This is a genomic window from Mesorhizobium sp. M0478, from assembly GCF_040321305.1.
In the GTDB taxonomy this organism is placed as follows: Bacteria; Pseudomonadota; Alphaproteobacteria; order Rhizobiales; family Rhizobiaceae; genus Mesorhizobium.
The window spans coordinates 1-20,428 of sequence record NZ_JAMYRH010000010.1 but is presented as its reverse complement, the minus strand read 5'-3'; the positions used below and the strand labels follow the sequence as shown (position 1 = coordinate 20,428).

Annotated in this window: 20 protein-coding genes; 2 read left to right on the top strand and 18 right to left on the bottom strand. The window is 63.5% G+C overall.

What is annotated here, in order from left to right:
* Positions 1 to 16 precede the first annotated feature (16 nt).
* The 8 genes from rimI to NKI64_RS22225 all read right to left on the bottom strand — a co-directional run bounded on the left by rimI (position 17) and on the right by NKI64_RS22225 (position 7,209).
* Positions 17 to 511, bottom strand: coding sequence for a ribosomal protein S18-alanine N-acetyltransferase (rimI, locus tag NKI64_RS22260; RefSeq protein WP_023669542.1), 495 nt, complete (start codon positions 509 to 511; stop codon positions 17 to 19).
* The gene (gene tsaB, locus NKI64_RS22255) at positions 511 to 1,188 is read right to left on the bottom strand and encodes a tRNA (adenosine(37)-N6)-threonylcarbamoyltransferase complex dimerization subunit type 1 TsaB (protein ID WP_352670000.1); all 678 of its coding nucleotides are present in this window, start codon (positions 1,186 to 1,188) and stop codon (positions 511 to 513) included. The genes rimI and tsaB overlap by 1 nt, the downstream gene beginning before the upstream one ends.
* 106 nt (positions 1,189 to 1,294) lie before the next feature.
* The gene (locus NKI64_RS22250; protein WP_023669540.1) at positions 1,295 to 2,410 is read right to left on the bottom strand and encodes a DUF1513 domain-containing protein; all 1,116 of its coding nucleotides are present in this window, start codon (positions 2,408 to 2,410) and stop codon (positions 1,295 to 1,297) included.
* A 3-nt stretch (positions 2,411 to 2,413) separates the two neighbouring features.
* Positions 2,414 to 3,493, bottom strand: a complete 1,080-nt coding sequence (locus tag NKI64_RS22245; RefSeq protein WP_023682016.1) for an imelysin family protein — start codon at positions 3,491 to 3,493, stop codon at positions 2,414 to 2,416.
* Positions 3,493 to 5,082, bottom strand: a complete 1,590-nt coding sequence (locus NKI64_RS22240; RefSeq protein ID WP_023703488.1) for a di-heme oxidoreductase family protein — start codon at positions 5,080 to 5,082, stop codon at positions 3,493 to 3,495. The genes NKI64_RS22245 and NKI64_RS22240 overlap by 1 nt, the downstream gene beginning before the upstream one ends.
* A 12-nt stretch (positions 5,083 to 5,094) precedes the next feature.
* Positions 5,095 to 5,580 (bottom strand): bacterioferritin, encoded by a 486-nt coding sequence (gene bfr / locus NKI64_RS22235; protein WP_023669537.1) that lies wholly within the window; start codon positions 5,578 to 5,580, stop codon positions 5,095 to 5,097.
* Entirely contained in the window at positions 5,546 to 5,857 is a 312-nt protein-coding gene (locus NKI64_RS22230; RefSeq protein ID WP_023669536.1) for a (2Fe-2S)-binding protein, read from the bottom strand. The genes bfr and NKI64_RS22230 overlap by 35 nt, the downstream gene beginning before the upstream one ends.
* A gap of 59 nt (positions 5,858 to 5,916) precedes the next feature.
* Entirely contained in the window at positions 5,917 to 7,209 is a 1,293-nt protein-coding gene (locus NKI64_RS22225; protein WP_352669996.1) for an imelysin family protein, read from the bottom strand.
* A 490-nt stretch (positions 7,210 to 7,699) separates the two neighbouring features.
* On the opposite strand from NKI64_RS22225, the gene NKI64_RS22220 reads away from it, so the two are divergent.
* A complete protein-coding gene (locus NKI64_RS22220; protein ID WP_352669993.1) occupies positions 7,700 to 8,953 on the top strand; it encodes an NAD(P)/FAD-dependent oxidoreductase in 1,254 nt (417 codons plus the stop codon).
* 121 nt (positions 8,954 to 9,074) lie between these two features.
* On the opposite strand, the gene NKI64_RS22215 is transcribed toward NKI64_RS22220, so the two are convergent.
* Entirely contained in the window at positions 9,075 to 10,352 is a 1,278-nt protein-coding gene (locus NKI64_RS22215; RefSeq protein WP_352669990.1) for a 4-aminobutyrate--2-oxoglutarate transaminase, read from the bottom strand.
* A gap of 228 nt (positions 10,353 to 10,580) precedes the next feature.
* On the opposite strand from NKI64_RS22215, the gene NKI64_RS22210 reads away from it, so the two are divergent.
* Positions 10,581 to 11,255, top strand: coding sequence for an efflux RND transporter permease subunit (locus tag NKI64_RS22210; protein ID WP_023826831.1), 675 nt, complete (start codon positions 10,581 to 10,583; stop codon positions 11,253 to 11,255).
* Positions 11,256 to 11,323: 68 nt separating this feature from the next.
* On the opposite strand, the gene NKI64_RS22205 is transcribed toward NKI64_RS22210, so the two are convergent.
* From NKI64_RS22205 to NKI64_RS22165, 9 genes are all read right to left on the bottom strand, one after another.
* A complete protein-coding gene (locus tag NKI64_RS22205) occupies positions 11,324 to 11,662 on the bottom strand; it encodes a hypothetical protein (protein WP_023682021.1) in 339 nt (112 codons plus the stop codon).
* A 14-nt stretch (positions 11,663 to 11,676) separates the two neighbouring features.
* Entirely contained in the window at positions 11,677 to 12,426 is a 750-nt protein-coding gene (locus NKI64_RS22200; RefSeq protein ID WP_023682022.1) for an ABC transporter ATP-binding protein, read from the bottom strand.
* Positions 12,423 to 13,259, bottom strand: coding sequence for an ABC transporter ATP-binding protein (locus tag NKI64_RS22195; protein ID WP_023682023.1), 837 nt, complete (start codon positions 13,257 to 13,259; stop codon positions 12,423 to 12,425). The genes NKI64_RS22200 and NKI64_RS22195 overlap by 4 nt, the downstream gene beginning before the upstream one ends.
* A gap of 10 nt (positions 13,260 to 13,269) precedes the next feature.
* The gene (gene nikC / locus NKI64_RS22190) at positions 13,270 to 14,190 is read right to left on the bottom strand and encodes a nickel transporter permease (protein WP_023682024.1); all 921 of its coding nucleotides are present in this window, start codon (positions 14,188 to 14,190) and stop codon (positions 13,270 to 13,272) included.
* Complete coding sequence (locus NKI64_RS22185; RefSeq protein ID WP_023682025.1) at positions 14,187 to 15,254, bottom strand: ABC transporter permease; 1,068 nt, start codon at positions 15,252 to 15,254, stop codon at positions 14,187 to 14,189. The genes nikC and NKI64_RS22185 overlap by 4 nt, the downstream gene beginning before the upstream one ends.
* A gap of 19 nt (positions 15,255 to 15,273) precedes the next feature.
* The gene (locus tag NKI64_RS22180; RefSeq protein WP_023682026.1) at positions 15,274 to 16,917 is read right to left on the bottom strand and encodes an ABC transporter substrate-binding protein; all 1,644 of its coding nucleotides are present in this window, start codon (positions 16,915 to 16,917) and stop codon (positions 15,274 to 15,276) included.
* Between the two features lie 263 nt (positions 16,918 to 17,180).
* Positions 17,181 to 18,458, bottom strand: coding sequence for a lytic murein transglycosylase (locus tag NKI64_RS22175; RefSeq protein WP_352669985.1), 1,278 nt, complete (start codon positions 18,456 to 18,458; stop codon positions 17,181 to 17,183).
* Positions 18,459 to 18,652: 194 nt separating this feature from the next.
* Complete coding sequence (recR, locus tag NKI64_RS22170; protein WP_023696745.1) at positions 18,653 to 19,258, bottom strand: recombination mediator RecR; 606 nt, start codon at positions 19,256 to 19,258, stop codon at positions 18,653 to 18,655.
* Between the two features lie 97 nt (positions 19,259 to 19,355).
* The gene (locus NKI64_RS22165; RefSeq protein ID WP_023725787.1) at positions 19,356 to 20,324 is read right to left on the bottom strand and encodes a cell wall hydrolase; all 969 of its coding nucleotides are present in this window, start codon (positions 20,322 to 20,324) and stop codon (positions 19,356 to 19,358) included.
* Positions 20,325 to 20,428 lie beyond the last annotated feature (104 nt).

Genomic DNA, 20,428 nt, shown 5'->3' with positions numbered 1-20,428 from the left:
TGCCCCAAAACTTTGGCTAGCGAAGATCGCGGCGCATGACAAGCGCGCCGGTAGGACCATGTTCGGTCGAGCGGTAATAATTGGCGCGGTGGCCGACCTGGCGGAAGCCGAGCCGCCGGTAGAGGGCGATCGCAGCGACATTGGTCTCGTCGACCTCAAGGAACAGCGCCTCGGCGCGCTGCGCATGCAATTCGCGCAGTACCGCGTCCATCAACTGCCAGCCGAGCCCCTGGCGGCGATGCGAGCGCGCCACCGCCACGGTCAGAATTTCGCCCTCGCCGGCTGCAAGCCTGGCCAGCACGAAGCCGACCGGCGGCTTGGCGCCCTGGCCGATTTCGCGCGCGGCATAGCCGAACACGGTTTCCTGTTCGAGCAACGCGGCGAACTCGCCATCGGTCCAGGGCCGGACGAAATCCTCGCGATGCAGCACCGACGCTGCCGGGCTGTCGGCGATGGTCAGCGGCTCGAGCGCATAGTCCCTGCGGCGCGGCTGGAGGAAAGGGATGCGCATCACTTTTCCTGCCTCAACAGGATGAACCCGGCCTGCGGCTTGGCATCGGCGCCGCGCAGATAGAGTGGCTTCGGCTTGTCGCCCTCGCCTTTTGCAGCGGCGAGCCGGGCGTAGACGGCAATGTCGGCGGTGGCAGCCGTCGGGCCGATATCGAAATCGCGACCGGCCGCGGCTGCGATCTGTACGGCGGCCGTGCCGGCAAGCACCGGACGAATGTCCGCCGCCATTCCCGCGGCTTGCGCAAGTGTGGTCACCGCCGGACCATAGCGCAAAATCGTATCTGCGTCGTAAAACGCGGCATGTATCTCCTCGCGGCCGGCATCGAGAGCGGCCAGGATCGGGCGGCCGGGAAATGCCGCCCTCGCCTCGGCCGCCAGCGCCTCCAGTGTCGTTACCCCGATCGCCGGGATCTTCAGCGCCAGCGCCAGGCCGCGAGCCGCCGAGACGCCCACCCGCAGGCCGGTGAAGGAACCCGGACCGATGGAGACCGCAACGGCGCCAAGGCCGGCATAATCGGTGCCGTCCGCTTTCAACGCTTCGTCAATGACAGCCATTAGGTGTTCGGCGTGGCCTTTGCCGAGATCGAATACCGAGCGGCCGAGCTCTCTGCCGCCCGATGCGTCATAGACGCAAGCGGCGCAGAGATTGGCGGCACAGTCGATGGCGAGCAGTTTCATGGGCGACCGGTTCGAAAAACAGTCTCCCTCTGCCCGCCACGGCGCGCCGCCGCAAGAGCCAGCGCGTAAATTGTTAAGCGGCTTCGCTCGGTGCAGGCCGGACGACTTACGCCGCCGGCGCGATGCGCAGCATGTGGTTGTCCCAGACATAGTCGGGCTCGGAGCGCGTCGCGCCGCTGCCTTCGATGATTTCGCCGGCACCCGTGGTTGCCATGAAGCCCGGGCCGTCGGGCGCCAGGCCGCAGACCTCGACCAGCGCCTTGGTGGCGACGATCTTGCCGCTGGCGGCGTCGATGACGGCCAGCGAATTGCCTTCCGGCGAAGACACCGCGACCGTGCCGGCAATCGGGTTGGCGGCGACCGAGCCGATGTAATTCCGGAAGCCGGATAGCACGTCCTGCGGCATGTCGAGCAGCTGCAGCCCCTTGCCGCGCGTGGCGCGGCCGACCAGCGGTGGCCGCTCGGTGCCCGGCCCGCGGTACTGGCAGCCGAACCAGATGGTGCCTGTGGGGTCGGCATCCATGTGGCGAATCGACAGCTGGTGCAGAGCCGGCGGCAGTTCGTGCTTTTCGATGAGATCGCCGGTTGTGCGATCGACCAGCACATAGGACGGCTTCATGGTGGCGATGTTGAGCTCGGCGCGGCCATAGTCGGGATGGGTCTCGATGCCGCCATTGGCGATGGCGATCGTCCGGCCGTCTCCGAGCAGCAAGAGCTCATGCGGCCCCATGCCATAGGTCGGAAACTCGCCGATGCGGCTGAACTTGGCCCGTGCGTCGTAGATCCCGACGACGCCGGCGGCATTGTCGAAATTGTTTTCGGTGACGTAAAGCAGCGCGCCGTCGGTGGAAAACACACCGTGGCCGAAGAAATGCCGACCGGTGATGCTGGCGATGGTCAGCGGCGGCTCGCGGCCGGCATGGTCGAAGACCACGGCGAAGGTGCCGGGTTGCCGGGCGAAGACCACGGAGCGCTTCGAGACCGGATCGAAGGTGACGTCGTGGCCACGGTCGGGCAGGTCGATCGCATGCAATACTTTTCCGGCTTCCGACAACACAGCGGCGCCAAAGCTGCCGTCGCGCTTGACGAAGGCGGTGGCAAAGACGGCATCGGCGGCAAGCGTGTCCGCCCAGGCCCGCGGCGCCATTGACGCGACGAAGCCGGCGCCGGCAGCTCTGAGAAAATCGCGGCGGTCCATCAGCGGCGTGCGTGTCGCAACCATTGGTCAGTCCCCGTCCAGTGACGAAAAGCCGGCGGTCAGGCCGAACTCGGCGGTTAGCCGGGTGCCGATCAAGCCCGACAGGCTGGAGGTGATCAGCGCGAAATGTTCGAGTTTTCCGCGCTCCGCGGGATCGGCGAGCGTCTTGTCGATCCGACCCTGGATGGATTTGGCAGTGGCAACGCCATTGATGAGCTGGATATGGATGGATTCCGCCATCCATCTGCTATCCTCGGGCAGCGCGTCGCCGAGCTTCGAGGCCTGGAACAGCGCATCAATGCCGGAGAGGTTGCCGGCTAATGAAAGGCCGGTGTTTTGCGAGCGCCAGTAGATCGCTTGCCTCGGCTTGTCACCCTGCGGTTTGGCGCCGAGAAAACCTTTGAGGCGCACGTCGCGCACCATTTCGAGTTCATTGATGAACACGCCGACCAATTCGGTCACCGCTTCAGTGCCGTCGCGGTAAAGCGCATTGTCGGGTCCGGGATTGGCCCACAGGCCTGCAAAACCGTCCGGTTTTTTCCAGGCGGCGTCGACATCGGCCGCCATGGTCTCGATATTCTTGGCGATCGCCGCGCCATAGGCGCAGCGATAGGGCTCGTCCTTGCCGACGAGCGTCTCGGCGCCGTCGCCGTAAAGCACGAACTCAAGCGCCCCTAATCCCTGCATCGCGACACTCTTGCCCGCCAGCTGCGCCGGATCGGTGGCGGTCGGATCCTTGCCGGCCAGCGCCGCCTGCACCTGCTTCAGGCCGATGCTCTTTCGGTCCGGCCAGTAGAGCATGCGCTCCAGCCGGTTGTTCTCCTTGATTGGCCCGAAGCCGATGATTTCAGCCGACGACCAGGCTGCGACCGTGGCCGAGAATCCGGCATGCGCGGCATCGAGGTTACCCTGCGACGGCGCCTGGCAGAGCGCGTCCATGGCCTTCGCCAAGGTGCCGGCATGGCCATGCAGGCTGGCATAGGCGGGGCGTACAAAGCCGTCGATCGCTCTTTGGATCACGTCGGAGGCTTTCACCGAGGCCGATGCCGGGGACGCACCGAACAGAGCCAATGGGAGGAGTAGAACAGGCAAAACCCGCTTGAGCATCAGAATGACTCCAGGAATTTGATGAGAGCATCGCGGTCGGCCGTATTGGCGGCGGCGAAGCGATCGCGCGCTTTCTGCCCCTCGCCACCATGCCACAGGATCGCTTCGGCAAGCGTGCGCGCACGCCCGTCATGCAGGAAGAAAGCGTTGCCGTTGACGGTCTTTGTCAGGCCGATGCCCCATAGCGGCGGGGTGCGCCATTCACTGCCCGTGGCATCGCCCACCGCCTGGCCGTCGGCAAGGCCAGGCCCCATGTCGTGCAGCAGAAAGTCGGAATAGGGCCAGATCAGTTGGAACGCCTGCGCCTTGTTCCCGCGCATGGTGACGAATTTCGGCGTATGACAGGCAATGCAGCCCATCTCGTAGAACAGCTTCTTGCCGGCGAGCACGGCGGGTGCGCCGACATCGCGCCGCGCCGGCACCGCAAGGTTCTGCGAATAGAAGGTGACGAGGTCCATCACCGGTGGTGGCGCCTCGACCGGGCCGAGCCGCTTCTGCACGCCATTGGGCATGGCCAAACAGGCCTCTTCGGCTGCGGTGCAATCGCCCCAGTGACTGGGCTCTTCCGGCGTCGAAATGCCGATGTCGCCGGCAAAGGCGTCCGCCGCCTGCTGGCGGATCGACGCGGTCTGGGCCTTCCAACCGAAGCGGCCAAGCGTCAGTTGCCCACTGCTGAGGTCACGCACCATGTTGGGCTTGCCGGAAATGCCGTCGCGGTCGTCGGGATCGGCATGGGCAAGGAGGTCGGCCGGCGCGATCTGCTCGATCAGGCCAAGGCCGATCATTGGCGGCGTCAGGCGCGGCGACAGCGTGGTGCGCGGGTCAAGCGGGCCGTAGCCAAGCCCGTCGACCGAATAGCTCGGCTTGCGCAGCCAAACCAGGCTGCCGTCGCCGAGCGTGACCTTTTCCTCGCGATAGTCGACATACATGCGGCCTTCGCCCTTGAGGCCGGGCACCGCCAGTCCCTGCAACTGCGCGCCGTAGACCGGATCGGGGAAGTTCAGCACCTTGTGCGCGGCGATCTCGGTCTTTTCCTCGGCCGTGCTCGCATCGCGCGCTAGCCGCAGGAACATCGACGTGGTGCGGCTGTCGGCGGCCGGCGGGCGGCCGCGGCCATCCTTCAAATGGCAATTCTGGCAGGCGCGCTCGTTGAACAGGGGTCCGAGACCGTCCGAGGCCTGGGTCGAGGATGGCGACGACACCCAGTTCTTGCGGAAAAGCGCATTGCCGAGCTTGAAATTGCCCTGTTCCTCGAAGGTAATGTTTTCAGAGGGTTGCGAGAAGGCGTCGCGGTCGACCTGCTTGCGCGACGTGCCGGCGCCGCCTTGCATCGTTTCGAAGGATTCGGGCTTGGAGAAATCCTGGGTTGGCCTGGTAACTGCAAGGACGCGGGCCTGGTCCTTCGGCGTCAGGTCGGTGCGGCTCGTGGCGAGGCCGACCGGTTCCGACGATCCGGCCAGGGCCGGGGCCAAAATTGCCGCCAGGGTTACAACCGAAAGCCCGCGAAAGGCCTGATATCGCGGGTTTTTGAGGAGCAGCGGGCCGGCGGCCCGCCGCAAGCGGCGCAGAATATCTATGGGGCGCCGCATTCCTGCATGGTCCTATTCCGCCTCGTCCGCCGATGCGGCGTTGAGCTGGCCGTATTTTTCCTCGCCGATCGAGGCAAGGAGGTCGAGCTGCGTCTCGAGGAAGTCGATGTGACCTTCCTCATCCGCCAGCAATTCCTCGAACAGCTTCATCGTCACGTAGTCGCCGGCTTCGTTGCAGATCTCGCGCGAACGCTTGTAGGCGGTGCGTGCGTCATATTCGCCGGCGAGATCGGATTCGAGCACTTCCTTGACGTTCTGGCCGATGCGCAACGGCGCCACGGACTGCAAATTGGGATGCCCTTCGAGGAAGATGATACGGGCCACCAGCCGGTCGGCATGGTGCATCTCCTCGATCGATTCGGCGCGTTCCTTCTTTGCCAGCTTGGCATATCCCCAATCTTCGAGCAGGCGGAAATGCACCCAGTATTGATTGACGGCGCCAAGCTCCAGGAACAGAGCCTCGTTAAGCCGCTCGATGATCTGCGGTTCGCCTTTCATGGATTCTGCTCCCATATTGGACGCGCAGGCCTCTGACGCGATCCAGGTGTGAAACGATGTCCACGCCGCTCGCCTCCGAACGGGTGTGGTAATTTTCGGTGACCCGAATGATCGTTTCGACCACATTTGGGAAGCAGCCGCAACAGCGACCGCGCTTTTGCATCGTGTGATAGACCTTCGCCGGCACGATCAGTTGCCAGGGGTCCTGATCCAGCAGATCGACGATCGTCTGCTCAATCTCCTTTTCGGTGATGATGTTGCAATGGCAGATCAGCATGGATTGGCTCTGGCTGACGGCGCCCCTCCGCGCCGTTTGGCTGGTAGTTGGTTGGGGTGCTACTTGAACACCTTGTCCGGTGCGTCGAGGCTGTCGGACCCCTCGAAGGCTATGTTGTTCAGGTTCAGCGCGCCGACGGCGCGTTCGATCGACTTGGTCTGGTCGACCAGCGCGTCGATTGCCGCCTGCACGGTAGCATTGCCTTCGGTGTTGCCCTCGGCGATCTGCTGGTCGTAGGCCTCGCCGGCCACTTCCCGCGCCTTGATCGCCTCCATCTTGGCGACCGAGACATCGAGCTTGTCGGACAGTTCCTTGTCGATCGCCGGATCGGCCGCCTTGACCATATCGTGCACCGACGGGCCTGAAACGACGGTGCCGTCGGCGCGCGTGTAGCTGGCGAGATAGGCGGCGCGGATGCCGATGGCGTCATAGAGATGCGAGTTGTAGGTATTATCCGAGAAGCAGTCGTGCTCCTCTTCGGGATCGTGCAGCAGCAGGCCGAGTTTCATGCGCTCCCCGGCCAGTTCGCCGTAGGACAGCGAGCCCATGCCGTTGAAGATCACCGAGATAGCGGTGTTCGGCTGGCCATCGACGAGGTTCTTGCGGGCGGCGCCGTCTTCCTTCCAGTTGCCGACCATCTCCTGCAGGTCGGAGACCAGAAGATCGCTGGCCGACTTCAGATACTCGGCCCGGCGATCGCAATTGCCGCCGGTGCAGTTCTTGAGGTCGTAGTCGGTGAACGGACGCTCGCCGGCGCCCGGGCCGGTGCCGTGCAAATCCTGGCCCCAGAGCAGGAATTCGATGGCGTGATAACCGGTGGCGACATTGGCCTCGATGCCGCCGGCCTCCTGCAGCGTGCCGGCGAGGAACTCCGGCGAAAGCTTCGAGGCGTCGACCTTCTTGCCGTCGATCTCGATGTCCTTGTTGGCGATGACATTGGCGGTGTAGAGCGCGTTGGCGTCGGACTCGGTGCCGTAGCTCTTGGCGACGTAGTCGATCAGGCCTTCGTCGAGCGGCCAGGAGTTCACCTTGCCTTCCCAGTCGTCGACGATCTTGTTGCCGAAGCGGTAGACCTCGGTCTGCTGGTAGGGCACGCGCGACGCCTTCCAGGCATCGCGGGCGGCATTCAGCGTGTCCGCCGACGGGTTGGCAAGCAGCGCGTCGACAGCCTTGTCGAGCGCCTGCGCCGTGGTCAGCGAATCCTCGTACTTGGCCAGCGCGATGTCGGAATAGGTCTTGATGACCGCCTTGGCATCGATCTCCGCCGCCTTGGCCGGCAGGATGAAAACCGCCGCCGTCAACATAGCCGTGGCACCGATCGCAGCCAGTCTGCCGCCATATCGCGCTGTCATCATCAGTCTCCAGTCCAAAGGGGATTCGGTAAAAGGCGCGCGTGCCAAACGGTGCCGGGACATAGGCATGCCGTAGGACACCACAGATGCCGCGCCGCTCTGCGGCTCACGGGAGAAAGACACCAAATGCCTCCAATCGAACGGGTTCAAGGCCCAAACATCAAAGGGATGCGCTGACGCGCGAGCCTCCATAAAACGATGGCGAGGCCGCAAGTCAACTGGTGAATCCTAGAAAATTCAATTGAAACAACAGTTTAGAATTATTCTAAACTAGCACTATCAACTTTAAATCGTAGCCAGCAGCCAAGGTGAGAGACGCCGCGATTGACAAGCGACCGTTCCGGGTGCGACCCGGACCGGGGCTCTTGCGACGGCGGCAGACAATCGCCATCTGGCGGAACGGCTCACAATCAAAGCATGATGTCGTCCGAAAACCGCTTCACACTTTTCGGCATCATGCTCCAGATTTGAAACAGGAATTCGGGTTGCGATGAAGAACGGGGTCGTCATTGTCGGTGCGGGTCATGCGGGCGTGCAAGCGGCCGCCAGCCTGCGCGAGGAAGGCTATGACGGGCCTGTCATACTGATCGGCGACGAAACCGATCTGCCCTATCACAAGCCGCCGCTGTCGAAGACCTTCATCAAGGACGCCGATGCCAAGCCGCAACCCTTGCGCGGCGAGGCCTTTTACACCGGCAGCGCCATCGACTTCAGGCCGGGCATCCGAATAGACAGCCTCGATACGGCAGGCTGCAAGCTGGAGGTAGCGGGCGGCGGCGTGCTGCCGTTCGACCGGCTCATCCTGGCCACCGGTTCGCGGCCGCGGCTTCTGCCGCTGCCGGGCGCCGACCTCTCGGGCGTGCTGTCGCTGCGCTCGATCGCCGATGCGCGGCTGATCCGCGCGCTCAGCGCCCAAAGCGAAGACGTGGTCATCCTCGGCGGCGGCTTCATCGGGCTGGAGATCGCGGCAACGCTGAGGGCCGCCGGCCGCAACGTCACCCTGGTCGAGGCTGTCGACCGGCTGCTTGGCCGCGCCGTGGCGCCGGTGGTGGCGAGCCATGTCCGCCAACGGCTGGAGGCGATCGGCGTGCGTATCCTCACCGGCACCACCATTGCCGGGCTGGAAGGGGAAAACGGCCATGTCTGCGCTGCCATCACCTCCACCGGCGAAAGGCTGCCCGCGCGCATGGTCATCGTCGGCATCGGCGCCGTGCCGAATGTCGAACTTGCGCAGGCTGCCGGACTGACTGTCGCCAATGGCATCCGCGTCGACCAACAGATGCGCACCTCAGTGCCTGATATTCTGGCCATCGGCGACGCCGCTTCCTACCGCCACTGGTCGACCGGCGGCGACGTGCGGCTGGAATCGGTGCAGAACGCCACCGACCAGGCGCGGCTTGCCGCACGCACGATCACCGGCCATACGGACGCGTATGCGGCGGTGCCGTGGTTCTGGTCTGACATCGGCGACATGAAACTGCAGATGGTCGGGCTGACCTCGGGCGGCGACAGCCATGTCGTGCTGGGCGACCTCGCTGAGAACAAGTTCTCGATCTACCACTATGCTGGAAGCCGGCTGCTCGGCATCGAATCCGTCAACAGGCCGGGCGACCATATGCTGGGCCGCAAGATGCTCGGGGCCGGGTTTTCGCCGATGGCGCAGACGATTGCTGAGGGACCTGACGGGCTGAAGGCTGCACTGGCAGCGTTCCAGCAGGATGAGCCGGCACGGGCTGCGGGCTAGACGCACTTACCCTCCCCCTTGTGGGGAGGGTCGCTGCGAAGCAGCGGGGTTGGGGTCGGCGCGAGGCCCCCCACCCGGACCTGCGGTCCGACCTCCCCACAAGGGGGAGGTAGGGTTTGCGCTAGGCAGCGCAGACTTCGCGGATCGAGCTTTCCAGAATGTCGAGCGCCTCGTTCATGACATTGTCCTGGATGGTGATCGGAGCCAGGAAACGGATGACGTTGCCGTAGACGCCGCAGGTCAGCAGGATCAGCCCCTTGTCGAGCGCCTTCAGCCGGATCGCATTGGCGATCTCGGCCGACGGCAGGCCCTTCTTGACGTCGTTGAACTCGACCGCGTTCATGAAGCCGAGACCCCTGATGTCGACAATCTCGGGCACATCGTCGCGGATCGACTGCAGCCGCTGTTTCAGCCGGGCGCCCAGCGTATTGGCGCGGTCGCACAGCTTTTCGTCCTCGATTACGTCGAGCACGGCGTGTGCTGCGGCGACACCGATCGGGCTGCCGCCATAGGTGCCGCCGAGCCCGCCAGGACCGGGCGCATCCATGATCTCGGCGCGGCCGGTGACCGCCGCCAGCGGGAAGCCGCCGGCCAGGCTTTTCGCCATGGTGGTAATGTCGGCCGCGACCTCATGATGATCCATGGCGAATATCTTGCCGGTGCGGGCAAAGCCGGTCTGCACCTCATCGGCGATCAGCAGCATGCCGTGCTGGTCGCAGAGCTTGCGCAGCGCCGTCAGGAATTCGCGCGGCGCGTCGTAGAAGCCGCCCTCGCCCTGGACCGGCTCGATGATGATGGCGGCAACGCGAGCCGGATCGACATCGGCCTTGAACAGTTTGTCGAGTGCGGCCAGCGAATCGGCTGTAGACACGCCGTGCAGCGGCACCGGAAACGGCGCGTGGTAGACGTCGCCCGGCATGGCGCCGAAGCCGACCTTGTAGGGCACGACCTTGCCGGTCAGCGCCATGCCCATGAAGGTGCGGCCGTGGAAGCCGCCGGCAAAGGCGATGACGGCTTGGCGGCCAGTGGCGTTGCGGGCGATCTTGATGGCGTTCTCGACGGCTTCAGCACCCGTAGTGACGAAGATGGTCTTCTTCTCGAACTTGCCGGGCAGCATGCCGTTCAGCCGTTCGGCCAGCCTGACATAGCTCTCATAGGGCACGACCTGGTGGCAGGTATGGGTGAAGCGGTCGAGCTGTGCCTTGACCGCCTCGATCACCCTGGGATGGCGGTGGCCGGTGTTGACGACGGCGATACCGGAGGAGAAATCGATGTATCGGCGGCCTTCTACATCCCAGATCTCCGAATTCTCGGCGCGGTCGGCATAGATCTGCGTCGTCATGCCGACGCCGCGCGAGATCGACTGGTTCTTGCGCTCAGAAATGGCTGCGTTCTTCATTTCGTCCCTCATCGGGCCGACGCCCGTTCTCGTTAGATGAATGCCAAGGCCTCTTCTGACCTTATTTCACGTTTTCCTCAAGTTGGCACCGCCGCCGGGCGATTGGGCCTGTCGTCGATGCGGGCCACTTCGACAGACCGGTCTTAACCAGCCGACCGATACACGTACGGGGTAGTCCGTGACAGCTCACCCGTCACCGGGAACGGCGAAGCGATCCCGCTCGCCGCGGTGGCGAACTTCCGCTACGACCTCGAACAGCCGACGGTGTGGCGGCGCAACCGCATCCCGATGATCACCGTTCGCGCAGGCCTCGTTGGCGACGTGCTGCCGGCCACCGTCGTGAACGAATTGAAGCCGTCGGTCGACGCCTTCATCGCCAAACTACCGCCCGCTATTCCGTTGCAACCGCCGGCTCGGTCGAAGAAAGCGCAAAAAGCCGCAGCGGTGGTGCCGCTGATGCTGTTCGTGATGGCGACCATCCTGATGATCCAGTTGCAAAGTTTTCAGCGCCTGTTCCTGGTGGTGGCGGTGGCGCCGCTCGGCCTGATCGGCGTGGTCGCGGCCCTGGTGCCGAGCGGCGCACCGCTCGGCTTCGTCGCCATTCTGGGCGTCCTGGCGCTGATCGGCATCCTGATCCGCAACTCAGGTGATCCTGATCGTGCAGATCGAGGATCTGGTGGCCGAGGGCCAAGACCGCTGGGAAGCCGTATCGAAGCGACCGAGCACCGCATGCGGCCGATCGCGCTGACGGCCGCGGCCGCCAGCCTGGCGCTGATCCCGATCGCGCGCGAAGTGTTCCGGGGCCCGATGGCATACGCCATGATGGGCGGCATCATCGCCGGCGATCACGCTGCTGTTCCTGCCGGCGCTTTATGTGACGTGGTTCAGGATCAAGGAGCCTAAGCAGGGGGACGAACCATCTGTTCCAGAGAACGGCGAACTGGCGCAAAGCTCGACTTAGCCCTCCTGCATCACTCGTTGTCGTTGGAGGGTACAGGGAGTGATTTAGCGCGCTGCCAAGGCGACAATTTTGAACTGCGCCAAGCATGCCAGCCTTTTGGCAAATCGGCCAATTCCAGGATGCTCTCATCCCGCTGAACCACATTCTGGAGGCTGACGAGCATTAGCTCGGGTTCATCTCGATTTTGCTTGTCGTTGCTATGAAATTGCCAACTGCCACCCTCATCGTTGTGGTTATCGTCGTCATCAGCTTCGTGCACAACGTATGCGATCCAGTCACCACGTTTAAATATGCTTCTGTCCGACAACACCGCGACATTGGGTGGGTCTTCGAACGTCCATTCCGCCATAGGAAACTCCAGATTCAAGCGGTCCGCACAAACCCCTCGCTCGCCCTCAACAGATTGCGCGTATAATCCTTCTCTACGCGATGCCCGATCAGCTGGCTCGCGGTGAGATTTTCCACCGCTTCGCCGTTCTGCATCACCATCAGGCGCTCGCACATATGGGTGATGATGGCGAGGTCGTGGCTGACCATCAGGAAGGTCAGCTTGCGCCGACGGCGAACCTCTTCCAGCAGGTTGAGCACTTCGGCCTGCACCGAAGCGTCGAGCGCCGAGGTTGGTTCGTCGAGCAGCAGGATCGACGGTTCGAGGATGAGCGCGCGCGCGATCGCCACGCGCTGACGCTGACCGCCGGAGAGCTGGTGCGCGTAGCGGAAACGGAAACCGTTGCCTAATCCGACCTCGTCGAGGGCGCGCTGGATGCGTTGCTCGCCATCGGCAAAGCCGTGAATGGCGAGCGGTTCCTGTAGCAGGCGGTCGACGGTCTGACGCGGGTGCAGCGAACCATAGGGGTCCTGGAAGACCATCTGCACTTCGCGATAAAAAGCCTTGTCGCGGCGCGCTCCCAGCGTCTTGCCATTGACCGTGATAGTACCGGATGCGACAGGCACCAGGCCGGCAATGGCTTTGAGCAGCGTCGACTTGCCGGAACCGCTCTCGCCGACCAGGCCGAAGGATTCGCCGGACTTCACCTCGAGGTTCGCCCCTTTCAGCGCGCGAAAACGGTCGAACACCACCTCCAGCCCTTCAATCGAAATGGCTGGCGTCATGCCGCCCACTCCGGCTTGCGGTCGAGCACCGGCAGCGGGTGGCGTTCGTAACCGATCCTGGGCATGCAGTTGAGCAGGCCGCGCGTGTAGGGATGCTGGGCGTCGCGCAGCTCCGACGCCTTGAGCTGCTCGACCACCTTGCCGGCATACATGACGATGACGCGGTCGCAGAAGGAGGCGACCAGCCGCAGGTCGTGCGAGATGAAGATCAGGCCCATGCCGCGCTCACTGACCAAGCGGTCGAGGATGCCGAGCACATCGAGCTGCACGGTGACGTCGAGCGCCGAGGTCGGCTCGTCGGCGATCATCAGTTCCGGTCCGGCGATCAGCATCATTGCGATCATGGCGCGCTGGCCCATCCCGCCGGACACCTCGTGCGGATGCAGGTCGAAGACACGCGAGGGATCGCGGATCTGCACAGCTTCCAGCATGGCCAGCGCCCGCTCGCGCGCTTCGGCCTTGGAGACCTTTTCATGCGTGCGCAGCGTCTCGACGATCTGGCGGCCGATGCTCATCACCGGGTCGAGCGAATATTTCGGATCCTGCAGGATCATGGCGATGCGTTTGCCGCGCAGCGCCCGGCGCTGACGGGCCGGTATGGCCAGAAGGTCGATGCCGTCGAGGGCGAGCTTCTTGGCCGACACCAGAGCCTGCGGCGGCGTCAGGCCCATGATGGCGCGGCCGGTCTGCGACTTGCCGGAGCCGCTTTCACCGACAATGCCCAGCCGCTCTCGGCCAAGCGAAAAAGTGACGCCGCGCACCGCCTGGATGAGGCCGGTCCGAGTCGGGAAGGTGACGCGCAGGTCGTCGACATCGAGAAGTGCACCGCTCATTGGTCACCACTCATTGGTCGCCACTCCGGGGATCGAGCGCATCGCGCAGGCCGTCGCCAAGCAGGTTAAAGCCGAGGCTGACGATGAGGATGGCGAAGCCCGGCGCGCCGGCCACCCACCATTGGTCGAGCACGAAGCGGCGGCCGGACGCGATCATCGTGCCCCATTCCGGCAGCGGCGGCTGGGCGCCCAGGCCGAGGAAGCCGAGGCCGGCGGCGGTGAGGATGATGCCGGCCATATCGAGCGTCACCCGGATGATGAGCGAAGAGATGCAGAGCGGCATGATGTGGCGCAGCACGATGCGGAACGGAGAGGCGCCCATCAATTGCACCGCCTTGATGTAATCCGAATTGCGCACGGTCATCGTCTCGGCCCGCGCAATTCGGGCGTAAGGCGGCCACGAGGTGATGGCGATGGCCAGTACCGCGTTTTCGATGCCGGGGCCAAGGGCCGCGACAAAGGCCAGTGCCAGGATCAGCTTGGGGAAGGCGAGGAAGATGTCGGTAATGCGCATCAGAATGGCATCGGTCCAGCCGCCGGCATAGCCGGCGACGGTGCCGACCAAAAGGCCGATGGGGGCTGCGATGACAGCGACAAGAATGACGACATAGAGGGTCCAGCGCGAGCCAAAAAGAATGCGCGAATAGATATCGCGGCCGAGATCGTCGGTGCCGAACCAATGCGCCGCACTCGGCGCCAAAAGCCGGGCATTCTTGAGATCGCCGATGGTCGGCGAATAGGGCGCCAGCACATCGGCAAAGGCTGCGACCAGCAGCAGCGCGATGATGATGAGCAGGCCGAGAAACGCCAGCCGGTTGGCGGAAAAGCGCCGCCAAGCGACGTAGGCGCGGCCGAGCCGTGCCTGCATGCGCGAGGCCGGCCGATCGCTGAGCAGCCAATCGCGGCGCGTTTGGATTGCTTCGGCGCTCATCCTGTCTTCGTCCTCGGATCGAGCACCTTGTAGAGAACATCGGACAGGAGATTGATGCCGATGAACACCGAACCGATGACGATGGTGCCGCCGAGCACGGCGTTCATGTCGGCGTTCTGCAGCGAATTGGTGATGTAGAGGCCGATGCCGGGCCAGGAGAACACCGTCTCGGTCAGCACCGAACCTTCGAGCAGCCCGGCATAGGACAGCGCGATCACCGTGACCATCGGCACCGCGGCGTTGCGCAGCGCATGGCCCCAGATGATTCGCGTTTCAGACAGGCCCTTGGCGCGCGCGGCGACGATGTATTCCTGCGACAGCTCGTTCAGCATGAAGGAGCGCGTCATCCGGCTGATATAGGCGAGCGAGAAATAGCCCAGCAGCCCTGCCGGCAGGATGATGTGGCGGTAAGCGTCGTAGAAGACATCCCACTGGCCCTGCAGCGCGGCGTCGAGCAGGTAGAAGCCGGTGATCGGTGTGAATGTGTACTCGTAGACGATGTCGAGGCGGCCGGGAAAAGCCACCCATTGGAGCTTGGCGTAGAACAGGACAAGCCCCAAAAGCCCGATCCAGAAGATAGGCACGGAATAGCCGATCAGGCCGACAATGCGAACGATCTGGTCGATGAGACTGCCGCGTTTTACCGCTGCCAGCACGCCGAGCGGCACGCCGATCAACGAGCCTATCAGAGTGCCCAAAGTCGCCAGTTCGATCGTTGCCGGAAAGGCACGGCGGATGTCGGTCATCACAGGATTGGTGGTCAGCACAGAGGTGCCGAAATCACCGTTCAGCGCATGCTTGAGATAGATATAGAATTGCTCGATCAACGGCAGGTCGAGCCCCATCTCGCGGCGGGTGCGCTCGACGACATTGGCCGGTGCGCGGTCGCCGAGCACCGCCAGCACCGGATCGATCGGAATGATGCGGCCGATGAAAAAGGTCACCGCGAGCAGGCCGAGATAGGTGGTGACGGCGATGACCAGGAAGCGGCCGATCGCCAACAAGATAGCGACGGCGCGGGCGCTTCCCTGCCCCGCCGTCGCCTGGTTTTCAATCGCGCTCATCAGGGCGCGTCCGCCGGCGCTATTCCTTGGAGACCGGGCCGACGAAGTTGGTGTCGAAGCTCGGACCGAGCGCAAAGCCTTTCAGGTTTTTGCGCAGGCCTGCCACTTCCAATTGCTGGTGGATGATTACGAAGGGGCTGGTGTCGAGGATCGTCTTTTCAAGGCTCTTGTACATATCGGCGCGCTTGCCGGCATCCTTCTCCAGCAAGGCTGCTTCGGTCTGCTTTGTCAGGTCCGGGATGTCCCAGGCATTGCGCCAGGCCAGCGTCTTGGTCTTGCCTTCATCAGAATTGTCCGGGTTTGAGGCAAAGGTCTGGGCGTTGGAGTTCGGATCGAAATAGTCCTGGCCCCACTGGCCGATATAGATGTCATGATTGCGGGCGCGGTATTTGGTCAGCGTCTGCTTGCCGTCGCCCGGGATAATTTCCAGCTTGATGCCGGCCTGGCCAAGCGTCTGCTGGATCGATTCCGCCATGCCCGTTGTCGGCTGTCCCGTGCGTACGTCCATGGTTACGCTGAAGCCGTCGGCCAGGCCGGCCTTGGTCAGCAGTTCCTTGGCTTTGGCGACGTCGAACTTGAACGGATTTTCGTCCAGTTCGCCCAGCACGCCCTTGGGCAGGAAGGTCTGGTGAATCTCGCCAATGCCCTTGAGGATGGTCGTGCTCAGCGCATCGTAGTCGACCAGATATTTGAACGCCTGGCGAACCTCGGGCTTGGCGAGGTTCGGATTCTTCTGGTTGAGACTGATGTAAAAGACCGTACCCTTCGGCGCGCTGGTCGTGGTGAGATCGGCATTCTTGGCGATGGCGTCGAGATCGTTCGGCTCGAGGTTGCGGGCAACGTCGATGTCGCCTGCTTCGAGCGCCAGGCGCTGTGCCGAGCTTTCCTTCATGTTGCGGTAGATGACGCGGGCGAGCTTGGCCTTCTCGCCATTGTAATTGTCGTTGCGCTCCAGCACGACGACCTCATTGGCCCGCCATTCGCGCAGCTTGTAGGCGCCGGAGCCGGCATAACCGGTCTTCAGGAAGGCGTTGCCGAAATCGTTGTCCCATTTGTAGTCGGCACTCGGCGTCACCGCGGCGACATGTTCCTTGACCAGCTTTGCGTCGACGACCGAAGCGACCGTTGCCGACAGGCAGTTTAACACGAAGCTCGGCGCATAGGCCTTGTCGACGGTGAACTGGAAGGTGGTATCGTCGACGGCCTTGGCCTTGTCGGCAACATTGTCGCCGCTGATGCCGAACTGGTTGATGATGAATGCCGGCGGCTTATCCAGCTTGATGGCGCGCTCGAAGGAATAGGCGACATCGGCGGCCGTCAGTGGATTGCCCGAAGCGAACTTTAGGCCGGGCTTGAGCTTGAACGTATAGACCAGGCCGTCGTCGGAGACGGTCCAGCTCTCGGCAAGGTCGCCCTTGACCTTGGAGGTGTCGCTGAGGTCGAGGCGGACCAGCAGATCATAGGTGTTGCCGGTGACTTCGGCGGTCGACAGTTCGAACGCCTCGCCCGGATCCATGGAGATGATGTCGTCGATGGCAAAACCTTCGACCAGCGTGTCGGCGGGGGTCACGGCAAAGGCCGGCGCGACGCCAATGAGCAGAGCGGACATGGCAGCACCTGCGAGCCAGACGCGCGAACGTAGAGCAAACTTTTCCATCATCATGATGATTGTTCCCTGTTTTGTTGATTGTTGACCCCGAGTTCCCGGCTCAGGGCTGCAGTAATCTTTTTCGCGGCCGGAGGACGACCGTTAGACCCCATACCGTGTTGATTTTTTTCCAGTTGGTCAACACCCTATCCGGCAGCCCTCCAACCGGCAACGGGCATTTTGCGAGCCGGCATACTGGACCGGAATATGCTGTGCGCGTCGAAGCATGGGCGAGCCAATTGCAGCCGCCGATGGGGAAAAATCTGCTCTTTTCGGTGTTACTTGATGGCAGCAACCAGATCGGCGTCGGGGAAGCAGGTGGCGGGGCGGCCATTCTTTTCCTGCCAGCTGCCGATCGAGCGGCGGGTCTTGAAGCCGGGCAGGCCGTCGGCGCTGCCGACATCGTAGCCCTTGGCCTCCAGCGCCCGTTGCAGCGCGGCGATGTCGGAACGATGCAGGCCGCCAACCGCACCCCAGCTGCCGACGAAATCAGCATCGCCATGGGCGATGCGGTCAGCGCCATGGCCGATGAACAGGGCGTACAGGTCGCTGGTGTTGTACTGTTTCAGCACGTAGAAATTGGGCGTGGCGATGAAGGCGGGGCCGCTGCGTCCGGCCGGCATCAAAAGGAATCCTTCCGCTTTCAGTTCGCCGGCCGGAAAGGCTTTGCCGCCGACGCGGCTGATTCCCATCGCCGCCCAGGCTGAGATTTTCTTGCCCTGGTCGGGACCTTCGAGCGAGCAGGAAACGCTTTCCGGCACCGTCACCTCGAAACCCCAGCCACGCCCCTTCACCCAGCCATAGTGGACGAGATAGTTGGCGATCGAGGCCAGCACGTCCGGCGTCGAATTCCAGATGTCGGGGTGGCCGTCACCGTCGTAGTCGACGGCGTGCTTCAGGAACGAGGTCGGCATGAATTGCGGCTGGCCGAGCGCGCCGGCCCAGGACGATTTCATGGCGCCGACCGGCGCCAACCCATGCTCGACGATCTCGAGCGCCGCCAGCACTTCGGTGCGGAAGAAGTCTTTCTTGGTCGACATGAAGGCCTTGGTGCCGAGCACTTCGAAAGCGTCGTAGGGCATTTTCGCCGCGCCGAAGCCGGTCTCGCGGCCCCAGATCGCCAACAGTATCTCGCCCGGGACACCGTAGCGCTTTTCGATCGCAGCCAGCGTCTTGGCGTTGGCCGCCTCGCGCGTGCGCCCACCTGACGTGACGGCGCGCACCGTCTTTTCGGCGAAATAGGCGCCGGGCGAACCGAACTCCGCCTGATGCTGCTTCTGCGGCGTGTTGGGCTTTTCGCCGGGCAGAACGAGGTCGGGCAGTTTGAGGTTCGGCTTCACGCCGTCGAAAGCGGCGTCGAAGGTGGATTTGGAGATGCCTTTGGCCTGGGCTTCCGGCCAGAGATCGGTTTGCAGCCAGGCGCGGAACTGGTCGTCGATTTTGGCGGCGGAGGCGGGGGAGATGAGGAGGAGGGCGAGCAGAGCCGCAAGGAGTGAAAATAGTAGCAGCCTTGGAGGCTTGCGTTCCCTCACACACCCCTCTGTCCTGCCGGACATCTCCCCCTCAAGGTGGGAGATCAGCAGCTTCTCGGGCGGCATTCTTCTTTCAACGCAGGTGGTAGGCGAAAACCGAAGCGACAGCCAATCTCCCCCTATGAGGGGGAGATGTCCGGCAGGACAGAGGGGGGTGTTTGGCGCAAACCTCGAAGAATGCGAAGCTTTCATGTCGCACATCCTGCCCGCCAATTGCGTCAAAACGCCGTCCGCGAGCGCAAGGCCGCCGCCAGCGTCCCCTCATCCAGATAGTCGAGTTCGCCGCCGACCGGCACGCCATGCGCAAGCCTGGTGACCTTGATCTCGAAACCCGAGAGCTGGTCGGTGAGATAATGCGCCGTCGTCTGGCCCTCGACCGTGGCGTTGACGGCGAGGATCACCTCCTTCACCTCGCCGCCGGCGACGCGGTCGACCAGCGAGCGGACATTGAGCTGGTCGGGGCCGATGCCGTCGAGCGGCGACAGCGTGCCGCCGAGCACGTGGTAGCGCACATTCATGGCCGCCGCCCGCTCCAGCGCCCAGAGGTCGGAGACATCCTCGACGACGATCAGCGTCGAGGCATCGCGGCGCGGATCGGTGCAGATCATGCAAGGGTCGGAGGTATCGACGTTGCCGCAGGTCGTGCAGATGCGCACCTTGTCGGCGGCTTCAGCCATGGCGGCGGCGAGCGGCGACAAAAGCTGCTCCTTCTTCTTGATGAGGTGCAGTGCCGCACGCCTGGCCGAACGCGGCCCTAGCCCCGGCACCTTGGCCAGGAGCTGGATCAGGCGTTCGATCTCGGGACCGGCGATTCGCTTCGACATCGCACTGATCTAGGATTTTTCCGCGCGCTTTGAAACATGCCGCATACGCACCGAGCCCGCCATGCTGCCATGGCGGGCTTGGAAACTGTTTTAGGCGTCAGTAAGCTGACGCTGGCCGGGTCTGGTCGATAATCATCGCGCCGATAGCATCGGTATTCTCAGGCGTCGACTGGAAGCCCATCGACGCTTCCTGCGTTGCCGATGGAACCGAGGTGATGTAGCGGGCGTTCAGCGTGCCGCCGAAACGCGAGGCATCGGGCTCGGCCATCGGCTCCTGCATCGCCACCTCCGTCTGCTTGGCGGCGACGCGGGCGCTCTTGGCGGGCGCCGCGGAAGCCGTCACATAGGTCTGCTCGGCCGGGGCACGTGTCGCCTTGGCTGCGCGAACCGCCGCGGCCTGCTTGGCAGGATCTGGACGGACAATGGTCTTCACCACCGGCTCGGCGTAGGCAACCTGCAACGGCGCTTCAGGCACAGGCGCGCGCGGCTGCGCCGAGGCAACCATGGTCGTGGATTCATCCGGCAGCGGCTGCCAGTTGCGACCGCGCTTCTCGTAGAAGGCGTTGCCGCCGGCAACCATGGTGTAATGCATGTTCTTGTAGGGGAACCTCAGTCCGGCGGTGTGGAAGTACATCGTGTTCTTCAGCTTGGCCTTGCGCTCGCCCTTGAGCACCGCATCGGCGGCCTCCTCGACATCGGGCATCGCTTTCGAATTCATCGCCCGCGTCATCACGCCGGGCGCGAACTGGCCCGGTTCGCCAACCACTTGGCAAATGGTGCTGCCATGATTGCCGGAGCGCAGCCGGTTCATCACCACCGTGCCGACGGCGATCATGCCGTCACGGCTCGAGCGGTTGGACTCGAAGAACATCGCCCGCTCCAGGCATTCCTTCTCCTTCGGCGTGTTGCGGTAGGCGCGCGTCGAAAGGAAGCTGGGCGTGATGGCGTCGGTCAGGCTGGCGACCGACAGGCCATGCGAAGACGTGGTCTGGCTGCAACCGGCCAGGAACATAGGAGAGAAGATAATGCCGAGCAGAAGCGGCGTCTTCCATCGCGTAGCGATCAACAAAAATGCCTCATTGTCCAGATGCCAGCCCGCCCCGATCATTCTCTTAAACACAACTGAAGCTGCCCACGAAAGCAAAAATGTAAATCTCAGTGGTAGGCGGA

What these genes read in the sequence shown, in the direction of transcription:
- nikC (WP_023682024.1), bottom strand. Translation starts at nt 14,190, where the DNA reads ATGAGCGCCGAAGCAATCCAAACGCGCCGCGATTGGCTGCTCAGCGAT.
- bfr (WP_023669537.1), bottom strand. Translation starts at nt 5,580, where the DNA reads ATGAAAGGCGAACCGCAGATCATCGAGCGGCTTAACGAGGCTCTGTTC.
- tsaB (WP_352670000.1), bottom strand. Translation starts at nt 1,188, where the DNA reads ATGAAACTGCTCGCCATCGACTGTGCCGCCAATCTCTGCGCCGCTTGC.
- NKI64_RS22215 (WP_352669990.1), bottom strand. Translation starts at nt 10,352, where the DNA reads ATGAAGAACGCAGCCATTTCTGAGCGCAAGAACCAGTCGATCTCGCGC.
- recR (WP_023696745.1), bottom strand. Translation starts at nt 19,258, where the DNA reads ATGTCGAAGCGAATCGCCGGTCCCGAGATCGAACGCCTGATCCAGCTC.
- NKI64_RS22175 (WP_352669985.1), bottom strand. Translation starts at nt 18,458, where the DNA reads ATGTCCGGCAGGACAGAGGGGTGTGTGAGGGAACGCAAGCCTCCAAGG.
- NKI64_RS22225 (WP_352669996.1), bottom strand. Translation starts at nt 7,209, where the DNA reads ATGACAGCGCGATATGGCGGCAGACTGGCTGCGATCGGTGCCACGGCT.
- NKI64_RS22220 (WP_352669993.1), top strand. Translation starts at nt 7,700, where the DNA reads ATGAAGAACGGGGTCGTCATTGTCGGTGCGGGTCATGCGGGCGTGCAA.
- NKI64_RS22195 (WP_023682023.1), bottom strand. Translation starts at nt 13,259, where the DNA reads ATGAGCGGTGCACTTCTCGATGTCGACGACCTGCGCGTCACCTTCCCG.
- NKI64_RS22250 (WP_023669540.1), bottom strand. Translation starts at nt 2,410, where the DNA reads ATGGTTGCGACACGCACGCCGCTGATGGACCGCCGCGATTTTCTCAGA.
- NKI64_RS22180 (WP_023682026.1), bottom strand. Translation starts at nt 16,917, where the DNA reads ATGATGATGGAAAAGTTTGCTCTACGTTCGCGCGTCTGGCTCGCAGGT.
- NKI64_RS22200 (WP_023682022.1), bottom strand. Translation starts at nt 12,426, where the DNA reads ATGACGCCAGCCATTTCGATTGAAGGGCTGGAGGTGGTGTTCGACCGT.
- NKI64_RS22205 (WP_023682021.1), bottom strand. Translation starts at nt 11,662, where the DNA reads ATGGCGGAATGGACGTTCGAAGACCCACCCAATGTCGCGGTGTTGTCG.
- NKI64_RS22185 (WP_023682025.1), bottom strand. Translation starts at nt 15,254, where the DNA reads ATGAGCGCGATTGAAAACCAGGCGACGGCGGGGCAGGGAAGCGCCCGC.
- rimI (WP_023669542.1), bottom strand. Translation starts at nt 511, where the DNA reads ATGCGCATCCCTTTCCTCCAGCCGCGCCGCAGGGACTATGCGCTCGAG.
- NKI64_RS22230 (WP_023669536.1), bottom strand. Translation starts at nt 5,857, where the DNA reads ATGCTGATCTGCCATTGCAACATCATCACCGAAAAGGAGATTGAGCAG.
- NKI64_RS22245 (WP_023682016.1), bottom strand. Translation starts at nt 3,493, where the DNA reads ATGCTCAAGCGGGTTTTGCCTGTTCTACTCCTCCCATTGGCTCTGTTC.
- NKI64_RS22240 (WP_023703488.1), bottom strand. Translation starts at nt 5,082, where the DNA reads ATGCGGCGCCCCATAGATATTCTGCGCCGCTTGCGGCGGGCCGCCGGC.